Raw genomic sequence first — 24,701 nt, 5'->3', positions numbered from 1 at the left:
TCCGATCAAACAATATTTCTTTGATATAAAGATAGCTTAGATATATTTGTTTACTTACGGTCAAATTTAATTTATGATGAAGAAAAAATTACTTTTATTCAATCTGTGTCTATGTATCTTCCATTTGGCACCTCTCCAAGGACAACAACTGGATGGGTTTTATGAAACATCACAAGGCAAGCAAAAAGCACTAGAAAAGGAGTTTTTGGAAAAAGTCGACTTTACCAAATTCAAAAAACACCTGACAGAGATCACATCAGCACCACACCCTGCTGGATCCCAAGCCAATGAGAAAGTAAAAGATTATCTGGTCAATACCATGCAGGCAGCTGGTTGGGATGTAAAGACACATCCTTACGATGTCTATCTTTCCAAAGAACCGGGGGAATCAGTCGTCGAATTGGTTAGGCCTTTTAGAAAACCATTGAACCAACAAGAAAACATCTTGGACAAAGACCCCTATTCTGCGCATCCTGAGCTTTGGAAAGGTTGGAATGCATACTCGGGAAGTGGTGATGTGACAGCAGAAGTGGTCTATGCGAATTATGGCACAAAAGCTGATTTCGAAAAACTGAAATCAATGGGGATAGAAGTGGAAGGAAAGATAGTATTGGCACGGTATGGTGGCAATTTCAGGGGTTTTAAGGCGAAGTTTGCAGAAGAAAACGGGGCAGTTGGCCTGTTGATTTTTACCGATCCCGGAGACTCTGGATATATGAAAGGTTTGACTTACCCTGATGGTACTTTTTACAGTGAATCTTCCATTCAAAGAGGATCTTTACTGACAGCTGACTGGACAGGTGATCCACTGACCCCTTTTGAACCTGCATTGCCATTGGATGGTAAAACAAAGGTGAAAAGATTGGCTGAAAGTGAAGTGGGTTTACATACCATTCCGGTAACACCATTACCATATGGTTCCATCAAAGAAATCATGGAACTGATGAATGGGGATGCTGTTCCGGCAGGTTGGCAAGGAGGATTGCCGTTTACCTACAGACTGGAAGGTGGAAAAGACCTCAAAGTAAGACTTAAGGTGGATCAAAAGAGAGGTTTTGTTAGGGCAAACAATGTGGTCGGTATGATGAGGGGAAGTGAAAATCCTGACGAATGGATAATTCTTGGCTGCCACTATGATGCATGGAGCTTTGGCTCTACCGATCCCAACAGCGGTACAGCAATGTTGTTGAGCTTGAGCGAAACATTGGGAAAATTGGCAAAGGAAGGAAAAAGTCCAAAGAGGTCGATTTTGATAGCGCATTGGGATGCAGAAGAGCATGGTGTAATAGGCTCTACAGAGTGGGTGGAGCAGTTTCGGGATGAATTGCAAGCCAAAGCTGTCGCCTATATCAATTTGGATGCGGCAGTATCGGGAAGGAACTTTGGGGCATCATCCTCTCCTACTTTGAAGAAACTCATCATGGAATCAGCAAAAGCAGTGACATTCCCTGATTCTTCAAAAACTGTTTTCGAAGTCTGGTCAAAAAACCAAGAAGAACCAAACATTGGAAATCTCGGTGGTGGATCAGACCATATTGCATTCTACATGCATGCAGGAATTCCCTCCATGAGCGGAGGAGCAAGTGGTCCTACCCTTTACCACACCAATTATGACAACCTTCATTTCTATGAAAAATTTGCCGATCCTAGTTTCAAAATGGGCGGAGCAGTGGAGCAATTGGTAGGAATCATGAGTTTGAGATTGGCAAATGCAGAAATCATTCCCTACCACAATAGCCGGTATGCAAAAGATTTGGAATTGCACTTTGGCAATGCTGTGAAAAAAGTAAAAGCTTATGATCAAGGTTTTGGGGGATTTGTAAAAGCTACCAAAGCTATTGAGGAATTAAAGATCAGTGCTGAATCCTTGGACAATAAAATTGCCAATTCATTGACTTCCGGCAATTTTGACAAGAAAAGACTGAAGGAGATCAATACAGGATTGATCAGCTTAGAAAAGAGTTTTCTAGACCCAAAGGGGATGTATTTCGGATCTTGGTACCGTTCACTATATGCTTCCAATGATCCATTTAGCGGCTATGCTTCTTGGATTCTTCCCGGTTTGGAATACGAGGTTGAACTCAAGTCAACCGAGAGGCTACAAGAATGGGACGAGCGCTATAGTGCTGCAATTATGGATTTGAAAGAGAAAATGGATAAGCTGATTGTGGTATTGTAGAAAAAGAATCATTAAAATGATTAAGGGAAAATCACCGACATCTTGAAGAATCAGGATGTCGGCTTTTTTATCCTCCGGTGCGTGACGACATCCGACCTGAAGATTAGCCCAAGGTTATACATTATCAATAAATTATCTTCAATCTTCCGCCCGAAGTATGATTGGTAAATTCAGGTGCAAAATGACTCTCAAATTTTGTAATGCCGTTGGTGAAATCTCCAGCTTGACTAGCCCTAACTTCATATTCAAAAACATAAATCCCTTTATTCAAGGATTCTATAAAGAAGTGTGTACTGGCATCTTTGTGACTTTCATAAAACCTCACCCCATTTTGAAATTTGAATTCAGAAATAACATTTATGGGATCAAATCCAGAAGACCTTTGGTCAGAAATATGCACAAAATCAATATCTCGATCCAATTTCACTTCAATCCTAACTTTAAGTAAATCTCCTACTTTGATCTCTTCGTCTATCGAAATTTGTTCAAACTTAATTCCTGTTGATGTATGCTTTCTCACAAGAAGGCTCTTTGAAATTTCTACTGAAGACTCAGCCTTTGACACATTATCAATTTCTTCAAAATATTGCCAATACAATGAACCAAAAAACATCGTTTGCCCTTGGTTAATTAGTGAAACCTCTGCTAAATCTGAACCAATACTCTCCTTAACCCAAGATTTTTTCAAATAACCTGAATTTGCATAGACTAAATTAGGATGTATTTCTTGATTCCCTACTTTAATTTCTCCATTGAAATCAACACCTTCCCATGTCTTTGTATAATTGTAAATAGTAGAGACAGCTCTTAATGTAGATCTAGAAGTCGGCCAATGATTAGTTTGCTTTTGTTTGAAAAGCCAACGGAACAACTCTTCAACGAACTTCTCATTCTTTTCCTTTTCAAGAACATTTTCCCCAAATCCCGAAAACAAATCAATCATCAAAGAATGGGTTTCGATAGGAGAATTATTCCATTTGTTGGTAACACTATTTCCTTTCCAATATGAACCCAATTCATCTGAACTAATGCTATTCTCCCAAATTGAAATTAGGATAGGATTGAAACTGTTTTTACCCAAAGCATTCAATATCGGAATAGCCTTGGCTCTTTCTGATAAATCTAAGCTCATCCAATGGTCTTCTATCTGAGCTATAAAATATTGAAATGCTTCTTTTGAAACAGAAGAAGAATCTGGTCTTTCACTCACCGTCAAAACATAAAGGATATCAATTAAACTGGAGTTCAAATGATTCTCTTGAAGATATTTTGAAGCTTCAGTGTCAGATTTTGAGCTTGCTCTGAAGGTTAGGTTTTTATAAGATTTTCTCAGTTCATTTTCTAGGTAAACCAAGCCTTTGTTGACCATATTTTCTAAATCAGGTGATTTTTCGCTTGTATCAAGATTTTTGATTTCCCGCAATGCATCAATCAGATGAATAGTCATTTGCTTATTTTCAAAAGGGAATCCTTTTTGCCAACTAAAGCCTCCATTTGGCAATTGATATTCCTTCAACTTCTGAATATCTTCTTCAATTTGGAGCTTTAGTTTTTCATCATTCAACAACTCCGTCAATTTACCCATTTTTGAATCCTCACTTTCCAAATCTATCAACCATGGTGTTTCCTCCAAAAGGATTGATTTCAATTCAGGATTCTTTAGCAGCTGGGATTTTGGAATCTCGGTTTTGGACCATTTTTCTAGAACTGACTTTAGTTCAGGAATGGTCTTTAGGAGGTTTAATCCAATTGTATTCACATATACTCTTGACAATAGATTATCAGAGTTTTCGTGAGAGATTTCACTGAAATATGGAATAGTCTGAAAAATATACCAGATTGGATTTGTTGTCAGCTCGAAGGTCAACAAATGGTTCTCCAAAGTTTTTGAATCTTGTTTTTTCAATTTATCAAAGGTAAATGTTCTTTTCTCACCTTGATTTGCCCAGACAGGCATTGTTTCAGTGATTAGGATCCTGTTGCCCAAAACCGGTAAAACTGATTGCTCACCATCTGAAAAATCCTCTGTCAGCGCCAAAACTTTATATTGCAATAGCTGTAGATCATCAGGAACGTCGATTTCCCAATCTACAGTTATACTTTCGAATGGGTTTACATCAAATTCTAAAACAGGAATTTCACCTAATGCACTTAATGACTGCCCCGTCAATTCATCTGCAAAACTAATTTGAGCCTTTCCTTTTTGATTTTTCGGACTCAGATTGCTGATCTTGGCAGCTAAAACCACCTTATCACCCTGTCTCAAAAACCTCGGAAAGTTAGGCGTAATCATCAATTCTTTTTGTGTTACCACTTCTGCTTTACTGTAAGCAGTCCTCAGATTCTTACTATGGGAAAGCAGCATCAATTTCCAAGATGTAAGAGACTCTGGGGCATCAAATGAAAAACTAAATTCACCCTTTTTATTGGTCTCCAAATGTGGAAAGAAAAAGGCAGTTTCCTTGAAATCAGACCTTATCTTCACTTGATCGATCATCATTTTATCTGAAACAGATTGATCGAAATCAATAAATGATGGAGGTGGTACATTGTAATCGACATTTACTCCCATTACCATCCCTTCTAACAAAGGTGCCTCATCCAAAACTTCATTCACTGACCCTGTTAGACTTGAAGCTCCTCTAATCGAAATACTCCTCTTATCTTGTGAACCATAACCTGTCACCGTGATTTGTTCAAGCTCATTAATTTCTTCCACGAGCATGACATGGAGCTTATTATCCTTCCCTATCCTAATTATTTCAGATTTAAATAATGGGTATCTTAACAAAACCTCATTTTTTTCTTCAGCTTGTATGTAGAACTCACCCTGAGCATTTGTGTTGACAGATCTATCGGTACCAATTACAGAAACCACTGCAAACTCAAGTGGTAGACCAAAAACATCAGTAACTAAGCCTTTCACAAAACCAACAGGAATATTAGAATCTGAAGTTCTGATAACTTTTGATTCCAAATATTTCGCTTTCAAAGAAGAAAGGTAGCTTCTTCCAATAGCACTATTTGGCACAAGGCTAAAACCAAATTGGTTAAATTTATTGACGGAAGGAAGTCGGTTTTCGTTCAAATATGAAAAAGATGAACCGAGGAAACTATGGAAAGATGCTCCCAAAAAACTGTTTCCACTTGAAATATCACAACTAGGATAATATGCTAAAGTCTTATTTGGGTCAAATGCCCATCTATTTGGAAAATATGACAATTGATCAAGTGAAAGGTCATACATACCTGCTAAAACTTCAGAGGTGAATTTCTCTTTGTTTTGTCCAACCACTTTAAATAACCATGTTTCTTTGGCTCCAGGCGCAAGTACATCTCTAAATGTTTCAGTGACAATTTTGATTGGTTTCAATTGACTTTCTACTGGTACACGCAAGTAATCAGAAACTGATTTGTTTCCATACGCATAAAAATAATGTATCACAAAACCTCCTTCATCTAATTGTTCAACAGGAATTTTCACTTCTTTTATTTCTTCTGAAAGATTGAAAGCTTGATCCATTACGATCTTTCCGCTTTTTTCCACCTGAAGGTACACCGTAAGATCCTTTGCAGCCGACCCCAATCTAAGCAGTACTTTATCATCTACTTGGTAGCTCTTTTTATCTGTGAAAATTTGAAACAACTTATTATCTGACACTTTTGAATCATTGAAATCAATTAATTCGAAATCTCTCTCAATAGTTATTTCTGTCCCCAAACTATCATAGGAGGTGATTTTGATAAAGTAAGCTCCAGGCTCCCAATCTGCGTAATCATTGAAAATGACTTCTTTGGAATTTGCAGTATTGAATTCCATAAATGCCACTTTCTTTGCATTGGTAGTATTTGCAATTGACTCATCGAATGGATATGGTTCGAACGGAAACAACCCTTCAAATTCATCAGCTGACCATCTTGGAAAATCAGGAACCAACATTTGGTTTGGGATGGCTGTAACACGGTTTGAATAGCTTTTTTTGAAAAACTCAATTGTTCCTGTTGCTTTGGTTTCTTGTTGATTCAAATTCATAGCCGAAACCACAATTTTTTCTTCAGCGTTATTTTTTGATATCTTATCTGAAACATGCGCCACAAGAATCATCGAATGATAACCTACATTTACTGATTTTTGAGAAGTCCTTGTTTCTCCATTTATATCAGTCACTTCTACTTCCACAACGTATTCAAAAACAGGCAAATCCTTTTTGTTCAAACTTTCATCCGGAATAGCTTGAAAAATTATTTCAAACTTGCCATCTAAATCAGTCTTGGATTTTCCATTTACCATTTCTTGTCTTGAACCACTTGGATAAAACCCCACCCCTCGTCTATCATAATACCGAGGATACATTTTTATATTTCTGAAAACTCTGTAAGTGACTTCGGAAGAAGAAATGGGATTTCCTGAATATGCACGTGCATGAACTTGCAATTTCACGGTGTCATTTACTTCAAATCTTTCTTTGATTTCGTCGAAATTCACCTCAAATCTCGGACGCTTATATTCTTCTACATCGATTCGCTTGGTAGAGTAATCAAAATACACATCCTCATGGTCAAAAAACTTACTCTCTACTTCATCATCTTCCTCCACTTCTATTTCATACTCACCTGTCAATCCTGATGTTGGGATTTCAAATTCACCTGAGAAACTCCCATATTTATTTGTTGAAATTTTAATTTCTTCGTTTGTTATTCCATTAGGATTTATCAAAGAAACCACAAGTGATTCTCCTTTCACAATTTCACTTATACCTGCTTTGTTTTTTACCAAAATCCCTTTGAAATATATTTTTTGTCCAGGTCGATAGATTTGTCTATCCGTGAAAATGAAAGCATTGACATTAATCTCATCATTATCAATAACATTGTTGTATTTATACAAACTAAAATTTTCAAAGTGGATACTGTCATTTCCTTGCTTTAGATCAATGCTAAGACCATAAACATTTTCGAAGAAGTCAATTGAGACAATCCCCTTATCGTCTGAATAGAACTTTTTTCCAAAGTAGTTACCTTTGGCATTTATATTAGAAGTGCTGAAGCTCACTTCCACATTTGAAATTGGCTTTCCTGTCGTTCTATCAACAATTTTCAATACACTTTTACCTTCAAGATCCTGCTTGAAAAATGAAATATCTGAAACATCAAAAAATGAATATCCATGAATTACTTCATCAATTGGATGTTGGGTAAGCATTAAGTAAGAACCGAAATCAAGGGCTGGAACCATAGTTTCCATCATTCTAAAAGTATGGTCTTTTGGATCAACAAACTCTTCAGTCCATTGAAAAACTTCATTCAGCTGATTGATGATTAGATTTTTATCCTCTCTATTGAAAGCTGATTTAAGTGCCTTCTTATTTGAGGGAGTCAACCTGAAAATTTTAAATGTCAAACTATCTAAGTTTTTATAGTTGACAATTACTCTAGTGGGAGTTTGGCTTGGAATTACTCCACTAAAATCAAGTTCTGAAAATGGGGCTGAAATTTTTGCCTTCAATTCTTCTGCATACCTTGCCCCAATGCTTTCAGGAAAATCAAAAATAGCTTTGTCACATGATTCTATTGCTTTAACATAATATTGACCTAAGCTCAGATCTTTCTTTTCTTCATTCTTTCTAGCCAAGTCATAATACGAATATGCTAGTTTATAACGAAGGAATGATTCGATCTCCAGCCCTTCATATTTATCAATCAATAAAAACAATGCACGATTGTAATTGGAGTTAATGTCTAACCCTACTGCATTATTTTTCACATAATCCAACCTATCGATTAGCCAATATGCACTTGCTGTCTCTGGGGCTGCATTGATATGAAAATCAATCACATCTTGATAAACATTCAATGTTATCTCTTCGAATGATTGTTCCTCATTAGATTGATTCCCTTGAATTTTATAATTCAAAAAGTGATTTTTTGAATTTATGGTGAAACTATCGAATGGACGGCTTCCTGGTTTTTCGAACTTCTTGAAAAATTCAAGTGCATTTTGGATCAAAATATCATAAAGGCTGGGTTCAAAAAATGAGGAAACTGATAGCTCTTCCTTGGAATCTAGAATGAAGAATTTCAAAGCAGATTGGGGAACTTCTTTTAGCAAGTCCTCATTTTTCAGTGATTCAAGGTAAAGCCCTGTGATGTAATCCATGAAACTTTCAGCATCCGAAATACGGAAATCATCGCCCTTGACAGCTCCTGATATTTGGCTTCTATTCAATATTTGCCAACGATATCTAGAATAGTATTCCTGCAACAAATTGGCAAACACACTTTGCAATATGTTTTTATGATAACCCTCGGTAAGGTCGATTTCTTCTTCAAATCTTTTGAAAATTTTCAATTCGGAATCTTCCTCCAGAACCATAGTGAATTTACTTTGGTAAATTAAAGATTTTACTCTTTGTTCAAGATTGTTTTCATCTTTTGCCTGATGATAAATGGAATCTACCAGCAGCAGAGCTGACTTCGGGAGGTCTTTAAGCTCAAAAACCTCTACTTGGTTCCATTTACCTTCATAATCAAACCCACCTTTTGCGTTTACATGATTAGTATTAATTATTAAAACAAAGAATAAAACTACCCAATAGGAATTTTTCATACACAAAATCATTACTGCTCTAACTAAAATCTAAAATAGTCAAAACTTTTCGAATCCATGTAATATCATTTGCCATATAAGTAGTATAAATTTGTTTTATAAATTAATCTCTATTCCCGAATTAGCTCTTTAACTTTCACCATCTTAAATATTTTCTCAACAACCTCAAAAACTTAATATTACATTATTGATTGCTAATAAGGTATTATAATGCATCCTATACGTGCTTTTAAAAGGCTATTATATTGTATAGCAACTTACAATCGATTTATTCAGTAATACGCAATCTTTTGTTTCCACATTTCAAAAACTGAATTACACTTCAAATCCAGCAATATGAGAAAATCACTACTTGTTACCATCACCATTCTGATGGCACTTTCATTCAACCAAACTTATGGGCAATTCAGTCTTGATGGTCAACTAATACAAAGAGGAGAATTCAGGAATGGTTTCAACAGAGCCATCCTTGAAAATGAAATACCGGCAAAATTCATAGCCCACAGAGCTAGACTCCAAGCTAGCTACAAGATGGAGAATATCACCTTCTACATGGCAATCCAAGATGTGAGAACATGGGGAAACACACCTCAGATCAAAGCCACAGATAATTTCCTTTCGGTACATGAAGCTTGGCTGGAAACGAATCTTGGGGAAAATTGGAAAATCAAACTCGGCAGACAAGAGCTCAATTATGATAATTTCAGGTTTCTTGGCAATCTAGACTGGGCACTTCAGGCAAGGGCACATGATTTTGCTTTGGTCAAGTATGAAAAGGATGACATGAAGCTACATTTCGGAGGTGGGTACAATCAAAGTGGACAGTTCTTAGCAGGAGACATCTACGATGTGGGGAACAATTACAAAACTGCACAAATGGTCCGTTATGAAAATAAGCTTGGTCCAATTGATTTTTCCCTACTTTTCTGGAATGACGGAAGGCAGTATACAATTCTAAATGACACAGGAGGAATCGATGAAGAAGGAATCAATTATAGACAAACCATAGGAATCCCTACCCTGAGATATCAAAAACGCAATACTATCCTCAGTGGATTTTATTACCATCAACTTGGTGAAGATTTTTTTGGCAGAAAAATCAAGGCGTTTGATGTTTCTGCCCAGATTACACAACAGTTTGATATTGACAAGGAAGCAGGAAAAAAATTCAGATTGGTTGGGGGATTGGAAATCCTTAGTGGAAACCCAAATACTGGCAATGCAGAAAACAACGCTTTCACTCCGTTGTATGGTACCAATCATATTTTCAATGGATACATGGATCTTTTTTATGTAGGGGGATCACATGAAAGCAATGTTGGCTTGCAGGATTATTTTGTAAAGGGAAGATATGATTTCAATCCCAATTTTTTTGTCCAAGCGGATGTCCATCAATTTTTAGCGCAAGCAGATGTCTATTCAAGCAATAGAATGTATACTCTAGAAAAGAATTTGGGGACAGAAGTAGATTTGTCCTTTGGCTACATCTTCAATTCGGCAATCTCTCTCCAGGGTGGATACAGTCAGTTCTTTCACTCAGACACCTTTGAAAGCTTACAGAATAGAGGAACTCTTAAAAACAACCAAAACTGGGCATATCTCATGTTGATCTTCAGACCAAATATGAGGAATAAATTTATTGGAGTTGTTCTATGATATTTCCAGGGAAATCGCTTTTAGCCAAAAAATCTTAGGAGGGGGGTAAATTTAATCACCTTGGTCTGTGTCCCCACAGACCAATCCACCTAAATTGGACACCTCCTCGAAGGGTTTCTCGTTTTGAAATTGTAAAAAGGGATTTCACTGATCATATTAGGGAAAACCACTTGTATATGTTATATTTTTTGTAAATTTAATCAAAACCATGATTTTTGTCATATTCTATTGACATAGGTTAAGTTAACTTTGAACCACAAACTATCCCGGTACCATGTCTAAATTTCAAGGTTTCAAAAAATTTCTTTTTAGGTATAGTCTTGTCCCTCCTAGAAGATGGAGACCTTATGCCACCATTTTGATAGCTACTATTTTTGGTCTAGGCATCTATGTTTTAAGACTAAGCAATGCTGTCTCTTACCTTTCTGATGATCCACAAGCCTGTGTCAACTGCCATATCATGACTCCCCAATATATAACTTGGACCCATAGCTCGCATCGGGAAGTCGCCCATTGCAATGACTGCCACGTACCACATGACAATGTATTCAACAAGTATTTTTTCAAAGCTAAGGATGGACTCTATCATGCTTCCATATTCACGATCAGAGGGGAGCCTGAAGTAATCAAGGCCCTCGCACCTTCGATTGCAGTAATCCAGAGCAACTGCATCAGATGCCATGAACCACAAGTAACGGATGCCAAGACTGCTTCTTTTGTAGAAGATCACCATGCCAAACGAACAGACAGAATCTGTTGGGAATGCCATCGGGAAGTACCCCATGGCCGTACCAGAAGCCTTTCCTCGGTTGGCCATCAAATAGAACCGATCAAGGCCCACTCCCCAGCAGACTTGAGCATCGTCCCCAAATGGCTAAAAGAGTCAATGGATAGCAAAAAAGAAAATAAAGCATCAAATAAATAACCACACCTATGAAAAATTGGATTCTTTTCGGCCTTACAGCACTTTCGGTATTTTTACTTGCCATGCTAGCCTACACGATTATGGATAGGAAAACCGAAGCTAGGTTTGCCTATCAAGCGAAAGTCAGTTTGGAAGACATTGAGCCCAGGGATTCAGTATGGGGGCTGAATTACCCAAGACAGTATCAGTCCTACATGAAAACCCAAGATACAACCTTTAGCAGCATGTATAACACCTCCGCATTGAGGAGTGTGTTGGACGAGCAGCCTGAGTTGGTGATTCTGTGGGCAGGATATGCTTTCAGCAAGGACTATAACCAACCACGTGGGCATGCTTATGCCGTTACTGATGTCCAGAACACATTGCGGATCGGTTCACCTATGCAAGCCGGAGATGGCGTGATGCCAAGCACCTGTTGGACCTGTAAAAGCCCCGATGTCCCCAGATTGATGAATGAACTTGGAGTGACTGAATATTACAGCAAAAAACTCTCTGACTTAGGATCTGAAGTCATCAATTCCATTGGCTGCGCAGATTGTCACAATCCGGAAACCATGAACCTGACCATCACCAGGCCTGCCTTGATCGAAGCATACGAGGCCATGGGGAAAGACATCAATCAGGCATCCCACCAAGAAATGCGTTCATTAGTCTGTGCGCAATGTCATGTCGAGTACTATTTTGACAAGACCAAACCGGGCAAGGAAAATGCGCAATACCTAACCTTCCCTTGGAAAGACGGGATGGATGTAGAATCTGTTGAAGCCTATTATGATGCCATTGACTTTGCCGATTGGGTACATCCCCTATCCAAAGCCAAAATGCTGAAAGCCCAACATCCTGATTATGAACTTTTCACCCAGGGAGTACATGCAAAGAGAGGGGTCTCTTGTGCTGACTGCCATATGCCTTACAAAACAGAAGGGGGACAAAAATTCACAGACCACCATATAGGTTCCCCACTGAGCAATGTAGAGAATTCCTGCTTTGTATGCCATAGAGAAAAAGAAACAGACCTGATGACCGATGTGTATGACAGGCAAAGAAAAATAAAGGAAGGCACTTCCAAACTCCAAAAAATCCTTGCCATGGCACATGTTGAAGCTGCCAGGGCTTGGGAACTCGGGGCAAGTGAGGCACAGATGAAAGACATCCTCCTGGGTATCCGTCATTCCCAGTGGAGATGGGATTATGCAGTAGCTTCACACGGAGCTGCATTCCACGCTCCACTGGAGACTAGCAGAATAGTAACTTCCGCCACAAGCATTGCTCAGGAAACCCGTATCAAATTGGCTAGACTCTTGGCTGACATGGGCTATAACAAACCTGTAGAAATGCCAGTGTTTGACAAAGAAACACTTCAAGCTTACATCGGGCTGGATATACCTGCCGAAAAAGTAGCCAAGGAAACTTTCCTGGAGCAAGTCATACCAAAATGGCTCAAGGATGGAAAAGCAAGGGAAGCCAAGAAACCGATTAATGTAATCAGCAGTAGATAAGGGTTAAAATACACAACACAAAGGAGCATTTTAATACGCCAATAAAATGCTTATTTCTGGCTGATCTTGAGATCAACTTTGAAAAATAAACCTAGAGGAATTTTACCCCAACTATATGAAGTTTTTGAAAATCCTGTTTTCAACCAAAGTAAGTTTAATCCTATTAGTAACCTTTGCCATCTCCATGGCTGTAGCTACTTTCATTGAGAACGATCATGGGATACCTGTAGCGTGGAGACTAGTGTACAATGCATGGTGGTTTGAAACCATCATGATTTGGCTGGCTTTCAATTTTATGGCACACATTGGACAATACAGACTATTCCACCGAAACCGTTGGCCTGTAGGACTTTTCCACATATCTTTTGTAATAATTCTGCTTGGTGCTGGAATCACCAGATATCTCAGTGTAGATGGGGTGATGCATATTCGGGAAGGTTCCTCCGTGGATTCTTTCTACACCACCACTGATTACCTTCAAATCAAAATGATACAGGACGAGGGTGGTTTGAAATTCGAAAAGCCTATCGATATTATCCCACACAGGTTTGAGCCTGAAGTCCATCGAGTCAATTTTGGGGAGAACAGGTTTCAAATACAAATAAAAGAATTTATCCAAGGCGGAGTCGAGAAATATATCGACGGGGAAGAGACCTACATTGACATCGCCGTGGCCATGGGTGTAGGAAGGGAAGATTTTATTTTGACAAAAGGAAATGAAATAAACCTAGGAAATATATCCTTCGGCACTTCAAAGAATACAAACAGCCCGATCAAAATATTCAAAGAGGATGGTGTTTGGATGATCTCCACAGAAGTCCACCTACAGATAATGGAAATGAGCACACAGCAAATGGCCGTGATGCATCAAGGTGATACCAGTCCACTGAAACTTCGTTCACTTTACCAATGGGAAGGTGGAGCACTGATGATCAAATCAATCATAGAAGATGCTTCCATCGTCTATCAGCAAGAATCGGATGAAATGCTGGCCAAAAACATGCCTGATATAGTCAAGCTGGAAGTGGCTGATCCCAAGGGGGAATTGATTTTCAGTACTTACATCAGAAAAGTGAGCTTCAACCCCAGTTGGTATCCATTCAGTTACCAAGGTGTGAATTATACGCTTACTTACGGACCAAAAGCGATCAAAATACCCTTTGAGATTTATCTGAATGCATTTGAATTGGAACGTTACCCCGGAAGCCAAAGTCCTGCATCCTATGCCAGTGAAGTGATGGTCATTTCTGATGGTGAGGAGTTTCCCTACAGGATTTTCATGAACAATGTCTTGGATCACAAAGGCTATCGGTTTTATCAATCTTCCTATGACAATGACGAAAAAGGGACTATCCTCTCAGTGAACCAAGATAGGCCTGGCACATACATTACCTATTTGGGTTATGCACTGCTGACAATTGGAATGATGCTGACACTTTTTGCAAAAGGAAGTAGATTCAGTTTGATGAACAAAAAACTGGGAATACTCCGTAAAAAAGCAGCCTCGACTTTGGTATTGCTTCTTTTGGCTTTGCCTTTTTCCATAGCCCAAGAAGTTCCAATGCAAGATCCAAGACAATCTTTGGTACCCGATGAATATGCTAAAGACTATGGAAAGCTGATCGTTCAGGATTTGGATGGAAGAATGAAACCACTCAATACCCTAGCCAATGAGATCATCCGCAAACTTAGTGGTAAAACAAAGATTGAAGTGCCTACCGAAGCAGGGTTTGTCCATTTCAGTCCAGAGCAGTTTCTGTTGGCAATTCAACTTGATCCCGTTACATTCAGCCATCTGCCTTTGATCAAAATAGACCGGAAGAAATCCCACTTGGCATTTCAGGCTTTGGGGGTCGAACCTGTTGACCAGTTGAGTTTTAGGGTCTTTTTGGATGAAGACGGCAATTATCTATTGCAGGAACTGGTAGAGACGAGCAATAAACTTAAACCTTCTGAAAGAAATGAGTCTGATAAGGAAATCCTCAAAACAGATGAACGATTCAATATTTTCTACGCCCTTCTGACAGGTGATTTCCTGAGATTATTCCCAAACAAATTGGATGGAAACAACACCTGGTTTACCAGCCAACAATGGACACAAGGTTTTGATGAAGATGATGCCTTATTTGTCAAAAACATCACAAACATCTATTTGGCGGCTTTGGATAAGGGTATAAGAACTGGTGATTGGGAAGAGTCAGACGAAACACTCTCATACATCGACCTATATCAACAAAAAGCAGGCGAAGAAGTCTATCCAAGGGAGACTGAAATCAAAGCAGAACTGCTCTACAACAAGCTTAGGCTTAGTGCCCGTTTGTTTGGTCCATTTTGGCTTTTGGGAGTTCTGATGTTGGTGTTGGGAATTTCAAAGCTATTCAAAAACTCCCCTACAATCAACAGAGCCTGGACAATAGGAATGATTCTTACTTGGCTTGGGTTCATTTTATTCACCTTCCACCTTGCATTGCGCTGGTATATTGCCAAACATCCACCTTGGTCAGATGGATTTGAAATGATGGTATTTGTTGCTTGGGGAATCCTATTTTTCGGATTGGTTTTTTCCAATAAATCCCAATTTACCATTCCTCTTTCCCTCTTGTTTTCAGGCACTTTGCTCTTTGTAGGTTTTCTGGATTGGCTCAATCCTGAAATCACCAACCTCATGCCTGTACTCCACTCCTATTGGCTCAAAATCCATGTGGCCATCATCGTCAGTGGATATGCCCCCTTGGCACTTTCTGCAATCATCGCATTATTGAGCTTGATATTGGTGATTTTCAAGCCTACAAAACCACAAGCAAAATGGTGGCTGAGTTTGCAGGAGCTTAATATTGTGAATGAGATGTCAATTACCATCGGTTTGTTTTTGCTCACTGTGGGGACTTTCCTAGGGGGTGTATGGGCCAATGAAAGCTGGGGGAGATACTGGGCTTGGGATCCCAAAGAGACTTGGGCATTGATCTCAGTGATCGTCTATGCCATCGTATTGCATCTGAGATTGATCCCCTCTTTGAAAAACAGTCTCATCTATAACTTGGCAAGTCTCTGGGCATTTAGTTCCATTATCATGACTTCCTTTGGAGTGAATTATTACCTTTCAGGTCTCCATTCCTATGCAGCTGGTGATCCTGTACCCATCCCTTCATGGGTATATTGGGCAGTGGCGATGTTGTTGATTATTTCTATCATCGCTATCTGGAAATACCAAAAAATAGAAAAAGAGCAACTAAAAAAATTAATGATATAAGCCAAATAAAAAGGCTTTCAGAAACCTGAAAGCCCTTTTATCTTGAAAGATATAGAATCAACTGTATGCAGGGACCTCCATCTCTTCCAATTCTGAGATTGTCTTCTGGAATTGATTTCTCATTTGCTCAACCACCTCTCCGGTATCGACCGGAACCTCTTCTAACATTTTTTGATAATAAGCTATACCTTTTCCCAAGTTTGTCTTGAACTTTTCGACATATGCTTCAAATTTGGCTGGTTGTTCTTCCAGGTAATTTTCCATTTCCTCTTTGAGGTATTTCATATACAACTGCAGTTCCTTCACAAACATATGAGGCCGCTCCAAATCACGCATAACAGAAAACCTTCCATAAATATGGCCAACCATCTCTTTGAGACTGAAAACACCTGAAAAATAAGCCAAATTTGGGCCAGGACAAATCGTAACAGCTTTGAGTTTCCTTGCAGGAATCTCCCCATTTGTCAATAGGACTGGAGCGCCTAATCCTTCGCAAATACAATCTTTCTCCAATATCTTGGCGGAATATTTTTCAAAATCTACAGTATCTTTGAGCTTGGACTTCACTTCCTTCAGCTTTAGGTTTAGGTATTGTCTTGATGCTGTACAGATTGGTTTTTCGGTAAACTCCGTATTGAAACTAAGATACTTCTTGTAACAGGGACTGCCCGGTCTGTTTTTCTCTATCCTTTGTTTTCTTTGCTCTTCCGAACTGCTTGTCCTGAGATTGTTGAACCGTACTCCCAAAGGTGAAGCATGGCTCAGGTAATAATCTGATTTTTTGGCGTTCACCAACTTGGACAAGGTCTCTTCATCTACATTGGTCGCTTCTGGCACCATCAAAAATGGGCTTCCCCAACCAGTTCCGTCCAGCTGGTAGTGCTTGATCAAAAAAGCATCTTCAACCGCCGTTCCTATCCCACCCTGAACAGTGACCCTGATTTTTTCATCCGAAAGCAAAAGAGAATTGCCTTTGGACAGCAATGCTTGATTGCAGGCTTCCAGTAGTGTTTGGTTGAGCGTAGCACGATTTTCCTTGAATTCTTCAAGAATTGGTCCCAGCAAAACCCCATCGGTAGCAAAGGCATGACCTCCACAATTCAATCCAGATTCTATCCTGAATTCAGATACCCAAATTCCTTTTTTGGCAAGATATTTACCCTGAATCAGTGCAGATCTGTAATCGCTCACTTTTAAGATAACCCGTTTTTTGATGCTTCCTTCCCTATCTGGAAAAAAGTCTTTGAACTGCTCCAAATAGCTGAACAATGCCGGATTAAGCCCTGCCGAAAATACCACCGAAGAATCCAGGGTGCTGTTTGCAAACCCTCTCAGTGCAGACAACGCATCCGAAAACTCCCTTGGCAATGTCTCCCCATCAGGATCATAATTCAGCTTGTCTACCTTGGTCATGATATTGACATCAATTTTCCCAGCAGATATATACTTTCTCAATAGACCTTCCACCAAAGCACGTACATCCCCATTCAAATAATATAATTTCCTATATATATTTTTTGCAGGATGCGTTTCTGGAAGCAACTCAAAGTACATATCTATTTCGTTGCCTTTACCAAATTCTTGGCTCTTCAAATTTTCTGTTTGAGTCTTTACCTGTTTGTCCAAAAAATCAAGGTATGCGGTGATCCGTTTGGCCCTTCCATCCTCTACCAGATCCCCAATCGGTAGATAAGGGACACCAAGTTGCCGGCTTTTCAAGCGTCTCATATTCTCCAAAAGCATGTCATCCATAATCGAAACCACGGAAGAAATCCCGAATTTGCCTACTTTGAGGGGTGTTTCTAAGGTATAACCAAGTCCCATTACCGGGATATGGAAAGTATGTGGCTTGATATCTGTGAAAGTCATAAGCGGTAGATTTTAGTATAAGTACCAAAATTACCGCTATACAACCATCAAAATCCTAACATAAATCAACCCGCTTCCTGATAAAAATCATGAAAAGTTTTATTGATCTTTCTTGCCTTTATACAATTCATATTTGAGAAGCCTACAATCTATCGTCCCATTATAGAACTCCATCTTACGGGATGGCCTCAAGCCCACCCTTTTGGCTAGGTCCAAATTTCCCGTAAATACGAAGCCTGTATAGCCGGCACATTTTTGTTTCATAAAGTCTCCCAAACGCTTGTAGGTAGCTTCCAATTCATCTTCTTCCCCCAATCGCTCCCCATATTCTGGATTGACCATCATGATGCCTGCCTCACTTTCGGGAATGGTGGTATCCTCAAAATCACATACCTCATAAGATAGCAAATCCTCAACCCCTGCCGTTGCCGCATTTTCTTTGGTGAACAATACAGCTTGTTCGGCTATATCGCTGGCGATGATCTGGATATCCCCCATGGATGATATTTTCTCTTCCAGTTCTGTCTTCAGCTTTTGATACACTGATTCATCATAGCCGATGATATGCATAAAAGAATAATGATCACGGTACAAACCGGGAAACCTATTGGTAGCAATCAATGCCGCTTCTATGGCCAATGTACCAGAACCACACATGGGGTTTACAAAAGGACTTTTTCTATCCCAACCACTCGCATAGATTGTCGCTGCTGCCAAAGCTTCAAGCATCGGGGCTTTCCCCGGGATTTTCCTGTAACCATGTTTGGCGATCGTCTCACCGGAGGTATTGATATATAGTGTAGCCTGTGTTTCCTTCCAAAACAATTGAAAAACAGCTCCTTCATAAGCCGACCCGGTGTCAGGCCTTACCCCTGTATTTTCCCTAAACCTATCTACAATTGCATCCTTTATCCTGACATTCACAAAGAGCGGATTGTCAACACTGTCATTTTCCACATGTGAATTCACGGAGAAATAAGTGTCATTTGTAATATACTCCTCCCATGGAAGTGACTTTACCCTTCTGTAGATATCATCTGCATGATGAAGATAAAATGATTTGATCTCAAAAAGAACATGACTGGCCACTCTCAAATGCATGTTGAGGAACATGCATTCATTCAACGATGCGTATAATTCTATATAGGTCCTGAAAACATTTTTGGGTTTAAAACCAAGATCGATAAGCTCTTGCTCAACGAACGGGGAAAACCTATCTTTAAAAGTAATGACTACTTTTCCTTTTTGCGTAAAATCTAACATAATGCAAAAGTAAGGAATCTGTCTGACACCCTAACTTTTTTCATTCATCAGAATCGCCATCTTCGATATTTATATTGGCACTCACATATGGACTGACCATAAAATACCCCAAGACATCTCCCTTTCCATCAGCCACCTTGATGTTTGACACTGGATTTTGTGGGGGCGGACTGAAAAGCCCACCATCATTGAAAAGAAGGTTTACCAATTGGAACAAATAATTGTAGACATCATTATTAAGCCTGAAAAGCTCCAACCTTACCCGATCACCTTCCCTAAACGTAAAGCCCCCAAGTTCAAATCCCCTGTCCAAAATACTGGTCCCAAATGTATCATCAAACAACAAATAATCTGAATTTCTGTTGAGTAAGGTATCATTTCTGATTACCCTTACCCGATAATTGTTTTCCTCTACAAATGGGATTTTCCCATATAAGGTCACATAGTAGCCCTCCTCTTTGAAACCTCTTACTTCATGGAATTTGTAAGTCAGGGAATCCAAGGTCGGTGGTTCGAGCAAAGTGCCTTTAGAAATGTATTCTTTTTCATCCATGATGACATGCAGTTCGTATGATTTCCCCAATTCCCCCGTCTTATTGTTGACAGGCAGATAGCTCGAAAGCTGCTCGTTGAATTTGAATGAAATCATTTCGTTGTCAGTTTGATTGATGATAAAGACCTCTGCATCTTTTTCGATCTGGCCGGATTCCTCTGAATAATAATCTTTGGAATAGCTGACTTTCACCTGATTCAACCCACTAACATTTGTCCATATACCTTCGATCACCGGAATGTTTTCCGAATCCTTCAGTTCCAAAAAAACTTCCTCTTGGCATGAAACCAAGATTATTGCAATCAATATATAAATGAAATTTTTCATATCAGAAATTGAAGTTATAAGTGACTGATGGCAAAAAAGTAAAAAGATAGGTCATGACTACCCCAGGCCGTCTGGACTCCACTACATTATCCATTGTAGGGGTGAAGTTAACTTGGTCATTGTATATTTCTGTAAACTGATAGGAGAATGGGTTCTTCCTACCGTATAGGTTATAAATACTGAAATTCCAACTTCCCTTCCATTTTCTTCCCCTATCTACGTTTTTCCAGGTAACGGAAGCATCCATCCTGTGGTAGTCAGGAAATCTGTCATCATTTCTAATTCCGCTATACAAAGGCAGTCTTTGATTGTCCACTTCGTAAGAACCTACCGGAAAAGTCACAGCCTGTCCAGTAGTGTATACGAAGGTCAAGCCCGCTGACCACCGTTTGTTGAACTCGTGGTTCAACACCATCGTCAAATCATGTGGCCTGTCAAACCTTGGATTATATCTCTGATCGAAACTTATCCCGTCAATTTGCCTCCAAGTTCTCGAATACGTATAGCTAAGCCAACCAGTCGTCTTCCCAGAATTTTTTCTCAACAAAAATTCCAAACCATAAGCGTATCCATTGCCTGTCAGGATCTCGGCTTCGACATTGTCTTCAAACAAAATGTTTGCACCTTGCCTCAAGTCAATGACATTCTTGATGTCTTTATAGTAACCTTCCACAGATACCTCCCAACGATCTTTGTTGAAATTCCTGAAAAGTCCAAGCGAAACTTGGTCTCCCCGAATCGGTGGCACATATGTCCCAGCCAAAATCCACCGGTCTATTGGCAATCCTGCAGAACTGCTGGATGCCACTTGCAGGTACTGGAAGTTTCGGTTGTAGGATGCTTTGATGGACAATTCATCATCCAACATGTACCTCAGGGAAAGTCTGGGTTCCAAACCTTCAAAGCCTTTGATCCTTTGAAACGAACCATAAACAAGCGAATCAGTAATCGCTACATCTGGAGAAGGAATACCCCCTTCATAGACATAATCTACCCCCTTGCCATGGAGTTGGTAGATGCCCAACCTTAGCCCAGCATCTACCCTTAATCTATCGGACACATCAGTGGCAGCACCAATAAACACGTTGTTTTGCATGCCGTTTCTTGGATTGGTAGCGATGGGCTCTATCGCACTTCCCGGGGTTGGATCAAGGTTGATAGGAGCAAAATTATACAATTGGGAATGGACTCCCCAATTGACCATGGTCTTTTCATTCGGACTGAAATTCCAAGTAGCTTTGATTCCCGACTCTGACAAGCGATTGCCCCAATCAAACCCAGTATCAGGGTCGGTCAGCTTTATACTGTATTGATAGGCACTATGGTAGGCATTCAGATCAAAAAACATCCTATCTGAAATATTCCTGTTCCAAGTAACGGAGGAAACCCAGTTAGTCCATCCCAATCCAAACTGCATCGCGAAACCCAGATAATCGGATCCCATGTAGGAGGATACCGCCAATTTATCCTTTTCCCCAAGTTTGAATGTAAACTTTCCACTTAAATCATAGAAATAAAGGTCATTGTTTTTGATTTCGGGATCGGATGACAACCTCAAAAACATGTCGGCATAGGTTCTTCTACCGGATATCACAAAGCTTGAGTTCTCCGAAAACAAGGGACCATCCACCGTCAACCTCGAACTGATAGATCCAATCCCTCCTTCTCCCCTGATCTTCTCATAATTCCCTTCCTTCAATGATATATCAATCACACTGGAAATTCTCCCTCCAAAATTTGCCGGTATATTGCCTTTGTAAAACTCCACCCCATTCAGGGCATCCGGATTGAAAACCGAGAAAAAACCAAAAAAATGGGAAGGGTTGTACACAGGTGCTCCATCTATCTGAATCAAATTCTGGTCTGCCGAGCCTCCCCTGACAAATAGCCCCGTAGTCCCCTCTCCTGCTGTCTGTACTCCAGGCAAAAGCTGTAAGCTTCTCAGTAGGTCAACTTCCCCAAAAAGAGCCGGGATATTCTTAATCGTTTCGATGGGTACAACGGACTTCCCCATGTCCAAGCTCTTGACATTTTCGTCAGGCCTTCTATCCCTGATGATGACCTCTTCCAGTGCCAATTGGGATTCTTTCAGGTAGAATTTCTGTATTTTGCCTAGATCTTTTTCATTGATGATGCGAATGGTCTCTTCAAATCCAATAAACGAAACGATCAACTTTGCCGGCAAATCAATCTTCTGCAAACGAAAACTGCCATCCAAATCTGTCACCACACCCTTTTGGGCGTGATTTTCCCAATAGACATTTGCACCGGGCAGTGGATTGTTGTTGGAAACTTCATATATTACTCCTTCAACATGTTCATTTGTCTGTGCCAAAACTAGACTTGATTTTACTAGACAGAAAAGAAAAGATGAAAGTATAAACTTCAATAAAAAGCGCATAGGGTGATGAATTTTCAATGAATAACGGATTTCTATTCATTTGGGGTTACAAAAATCCGAAAAAAAAACATGCAAAAACAAAAAAATAGGATATTAAACAGCTTCAATATCCTATTTTCATAAGGTTTCTGCTAAATCTAAACTTTTCTTATCCTCAACCAAACAAAAATCCCAACAACCAGAATTAGAATAAAGGGCCAGAGTTTGAACATGAAAACGATAAAACTCTGTAAAAGAATAAAACCCTCTTTAACAGCATTTCCGATTTTCACAAAGAAACCCTTCTCATTTTGGAGCGAATTGCTTTCCAAATTTTCATAAAACCTGACATGCAAAGTACTATACTTGATTTGTTGTTTCAGGACTTTAAACCTTGATTCATATAAATCTATTTCAGCCCGTAGATCATTGAGACTCTTTTCAATTTCCAACATATCCTTTATACTGATAGCTTTAGCCAGCAACTCCCTATACCTCTTTTCCAAAAGTTTTTTGGTTTCGATTTTAGCTTCGAGATCACTATACCTTGAAGTAACATCCTCAATATTTGAATACTTATGATCCACTCGCTTTCCAATGTTTGACAATTGATGAAAAACAGAATCATACACTAAATAAGGCACTTTGATTATTAAAGTATAGGTTATTTGATATCTATTGTTTACTTGGTTTTCTGATTCGATGTATGCTTTATATTTGGGTAAAATTTGACGGATTCTAACAAAATCATCAACAACATTCTTGGATTCAAACTCAACTCCACCTGTTTTGATAAATTTCTTTAAGCCCATTTCATCAACTTGCTCTTCTTGCCCATTTATCCGTGGAGGAGCTTGTTCTGTGATTGGTATGTCAAGCATTTCTTCATATTCACCTGAATCTCCGATTGAATAAGAGAATCCATCCGATTTGTAATTTTCACAAGAAAACAAAACTATCATCAAAATGGAAAAATGCGTAGCAAAGACTACATTTCTGATAAGTGTCATATTAGGTTGAAATTTTAAAATGAATTAAATAAATTAAAAACTTAAATCAAAAGGCAAGATAATAAATAGTTAAGCATGGAAAAGATAAAAATACTCATTGTTGGTTGTGGAAATATGGGTGCTTCGCACGCAAAAGCCTATCACCAAATGGAAGAATTTCAAATTTGTGGACTGGTTGCAAGGGGTGATAGCAAAGTAACATTGAACAAGGAACTAGGCAATTCATATCCCTTGTTTGACGATTTTGAAAATGCCATGGAAGAGACAAAACCCGATGCAGTATGTATCTCTACCTATCCGGACTCACATGAATACATGGCTGTCCAAGCACTTGAAAACGGCTGTCATGTATTCATTGAAAAACCACTAGCGGCTACCATCACAGGTTCTGAAAGAATCTTGGAAGCAGCAAAGCGAGCTGACAAAAAAGTAGTGGTGGGCTATATCCTGAGACACCACCCTTCATGGGAACGGTTCATCAAAGAAGCCCAAAACCTCGGCAAACCATTGGTCATGCGCATGAACCTCAACCAACAATCACAGGGATATATGTGGGATGTACACAAAAACCTGATGCAAAGCCTCAGTCCCATCGTAGATTGTGGCGTGCATTATATCGATGTCATGTGTCAGATGACCAGAAGCAAGCCCTTGGCGGTATCTGCCATCGGGGCGAGACTTTCAGAAGAAGTCCCAAATGACAATTACAACTATGGCCAGTTGCAAATTCGCTTTGAAGATGGTTCGGTAGGTTGGTATGAAGCTGGATGGGGGCCTATGGTATCTGACAATGCATTCTTTATCAAGGACGTATTTGGTCCCAAAGGATCGGTTTCCATAGTGGCAGACAGTGCTTCAGGAAAAGGAAAATCAGACAATATCGATTCCCACACCCAAACAGAAAAAATCAAAATACATAAATCTGACTTAAATCAGGACAATCAATTCGTATTTGAAGATGAGTGGATAGAGATGAAAGATGAGCCTAACCACCAGGAACTCTGCGACAGAGAGCAGGCATTCTTCTTCAAAGCCATCAAGGAAAACCTTGATTTGACGGAACATCTTGAAGATGCTCTCAATAGTCTGAAAATAGCCTTTGCCTGTGATGAATCAGTGAAATCAGGGAAAATGGTCTATTTGTAGATAGGAATGAGCCTGTTTCAAAAACTACTATCAAGAT

General features: G+C 39.4%; 12 protein-coding genes. 6 read left to right on the top strand and 6 right to left on the bottom strand.

Annotated features, from left to right (window positions below):
* The first annotated feature begins 76 nt into the window (after nucleotides 1-76).
* Nucleotides 77-2,179, top strand: coding sequence for a M28 family metallopeptidase (locus tag ACFSKL_RS03105; protein WP_376883457.1), 2,103 nt, complete (start codon nucleotides 77-79; stop codon nucleotides 2,177-2,179).
* 124 nt (nucleotides 2,180-2,303) lie between these two features.
* Here ACFSKL_RS03105 and ACFSKL_RS03100 read toward each other — a convergent pair whose 3' ends face one another.
* Nucleotides 2,304-8,786: an alpha-2-macroglobulin family protein gene (locus ACFSKL_RS03100; RefSeq protein WP_376883445.1), complete on the bottom strand. Its 6,483-nt coding sequence runs from the start codon at nucleotides 8,784-8,786 to the stop codon at nucleotides 2,304-2,306.
* A 336-nt stretch (nucleotides 8,787-9,122) separates the two neighbouring features.
* Here ACFSKL_RS03100 and ACFSKL_RS03095 point away from each other — a divergent pair, with 336 nt between their 5' ends.
* The 4 genes from ACFSKL_RS03095 (at nucleotide 9,123) to ACFSKL_RS03080 (ending at nucleotide 16,116) form a co-directional block, all read left to right on the top strand.
* Nucleotides 9,123-10,442, top strand: a complete 1,320-nt coding sequence (locus ACFSKL_RS03095; RefSeq protein ID WP_376883444.1) for an alginate export family protein — start codon at nucleotides 9,123-9,125, stop codon at nucleotides 10,440-10,442.
* A 274-nt stretch (nucleotides 10,443-10,716) separates the two neighbouring features.
* Nucleotides 10,717-11,367: a cytochrome c nitrite reductase small subunit gene (gene nrfH, locus ACFSKL_RS03090; RefSeq protein ID WP_376883443.1), complete on the top strand. Its 651-nt coding sequence runs from the start codon at nucleotides 10,717-10,719 to the stop codon at nucleotides 11,365-11,367.
* 8 nt (nucleotides 11,368-11,375) lie between these two features.
* On the top strand, nucleotides 11,376-12,866 hold the full coding sequence (gene nrfA / locus ACFSKL_RS03085; RefSeq protein ID WP_376883442.1) for an ammonia-forming cytochrome c nitrite reductase: 1,491 nt from the start codon (nucleotides 11,376-11,378) through the stop codon (nucleotides 12,864-12,866).
* Between the two features lie 115 nt (nucleotides 12,867-12,981).
* Entirely contained in the window at nucleotides 12,982-16,116 is a 3,135-nt protein-coding gene (locus ACFSKL_RS03080) for a cytochrome c biogenesis protein CcsA (protein ID WP_376883441.1), read from the top strand.
* Nucleotides 16,117-16,173: 57 nt separating this feature from the next.
* Here ACFSKL_RS03080 and ACFSKL_RS03075 read toward each other — a convergent pair whose 3' ends face one another.
* The 5 genes from ACFSKL_RS03075 to ACFSKL_RS03055 all read right to left on the bottom strand — a co-directional run bounded on the left by ACFSKL_RS03075 (nucleotide 16,174) and on the right by ACFSKL_RS03055 (nucleotide 23,518).
* Nucleotides 16,174-17,985 carry a hypothetical protein gene (locus ACFSKL_RS03075; protein WP_376883440.1) on the bottom strand — a complete coding sequence of 604 codons (1,812 nt, stop codon included), beginning with the start codon at nucleotides 17,983-17,985 and terminating at the stop codon, nucleotides 16,174-16,176.
* A 99-nt stretch (nucleotides 17,986-18,084) separates the two neighbouring features.
* The gene (locus tag ACFSKL_RS03070; RefSeq protein ID WP_376883439.1) at nucleotides 18,085-19,248 is read right to left on the bottom strand and encodes a THUMP domain-containing class I SAM-dependent RNA methyltransferase; all 1,164 of its coding nucleotides are present in this window, start codon (nucleotides 19,246-19,248) and stop codon (nucleotides 18,085-18,087) included.
* A gap of 40 nt (nucleotides 19,249-19,288) precedes the next feature.
* The gene (locus ACFSKL_RS03065) at nucleotides 19,289-20,128 is read right to left on the bottom strand and encodes a DUF4249 family protein (RefSeq protein WP_376883438.1); all 840 of its coding nucleotides are present in this window, start codon (nucleotides 20,126-20,128) and stop codon (nucleotides 19,289-19,291) included.
* Between the two features lies 1 nt (nucleotide 20,129).
* Entirely contained in the window at nucleotides 20,130-22,529 is a 2,400-nt protein-coding gene (locus tag ACFSKL_RS03060) for a TonB-dependent receptor (RefSeq protein ID WP_376883437.1), read from the bottom strand.
* A 137-nt stretch (nucleotides 22,530-22,666) separates the two neighbouring features.
* Nucleotides 22,667-23,518: a DUF4349 domain-containing protein gene (locus ACFSKL_RS03055; protein WP_376883436.1), complete on the bottom strand. Its 852-nt coding sequence runs from the start codon at nucleotides 23,516-23,518 to the stop codon at nucleotides 22,667-22,669.
* A 75-nt stretch (nucleotides 23,519-23,593) separates the two neighbouring features.
* Between ACFSKL_RS03055 and ACFSKL_RS03050 the strand changes: the two genes are divergently transcribed.
* Nucleotides 23,594-24,664 carry a Gfo/Idh/MocA family protein gene (locus tag ACFSKL_RS03050; protein ID WP_376883435.1) on the top strand — a complete coding sequence of 357 codons (1,071 nt, stop codon included), beginning with the start codon at nucleotides 23,594-23,596 and terminating at the stop codon, nucleotides 24,662-24,664.
* The last annotated feature ends 37 nt before the right edge of the window (nucleotides 24,665-24,701 follow it).

The organism is Belliella marina (assembly GCF_042682445.1).
In the GTDB taxonomy this organism is placed as follows: Bacteria; Bacteroidota; Bacteroidia; order Cytophagales; family Cyclobacteriaceae; genus Belliella; species Belliella marina.
This window is presented reverse-complemented; position numbering and strand designations above follow the sequence as displayed.

Coding starts and splice junctions, on each gene's coding strand:
- ACFSKL_RS03095 (WP_376883444.1), top strand. CDS start 9,123: ATGAGAAAATCACTACTTGTTACCATCACCATTCTGATGGCACTTTCA.
- ACFSKL_RS03060 (WP_376883437.1), bottom strand. CDS start 22,529: ATGCGCTTTTTATTGAAGTTTATACTTTCATCTTTTCTTTTCTGTCTA.
- ACFSKL_RS03075 (WP_376883440.1), bottom strand. CDS start 17,985: ATGACTTTCACAGATATCAAGCCACATACTTTCCATATCCCGGTAATG.
- ACFSKL_RS03065 (WP_376883438.1), bottom strand. CDS start 20,128: ATGAAAAATTTCATTTATATATTGATTGCAATAATCTTGGTTTCATGC.
- ACFSKL_RS03105 (WP_376883457.1), top strand. CDS start 77: ATGAAGAAAAAATTACTTTTATTCAATCTGTGTCTATGTATCTTCCAT.
- ACFSKL_RS03050 (WP_376883435.1), top strand. CDS start 23,594: ATGGAAAAGATAAAAATACTCATTGTTGGTTGTGGAAATATGGGTGCT.
- ACFSKL_RS03100 (WP_376883445.1), bottom strand. CDS start 8,786: ATGAAAAATTCCTATTGGGTAGTTTTATTCTTTGTTTTAATAATTAAT.
- nrfH (WP_376883443.1), top strand. CDS start 10,717: ATGTCTAAATTTCAAGGTTTCAAAAAATTTCTTTTTAGGTATAGTCTT.
- ACFSKL_RS03055 (WP_376883436.1), bottom strand. CDS start 23,518: ATGACACTTATCAGAAATGTAGTCTTTGCTACGCATTTTTCCATTTTG.
- ACFSKL_RS03070 (WP_376883439.1), bottom strand. CDS start 19,248: ATGTTAGATTTTACGCAAAAAGGAAAAGTAGTCATTACTTTTAAAGAT.
- ACFSKL_RS03080 (WP_376883441.1), top strand. CDS start 12,982: ATGAAGTTTTTGAAAATCCTGTTTTCAACCAAAGTAAGTTTAATCCTA.
- nrfA (WP_376883442.1), top strand. CDS start 11,376: ATGAAAAATTGGATTCTTTTCGGCCTTACAGCACTTTCGGTATTTTTA.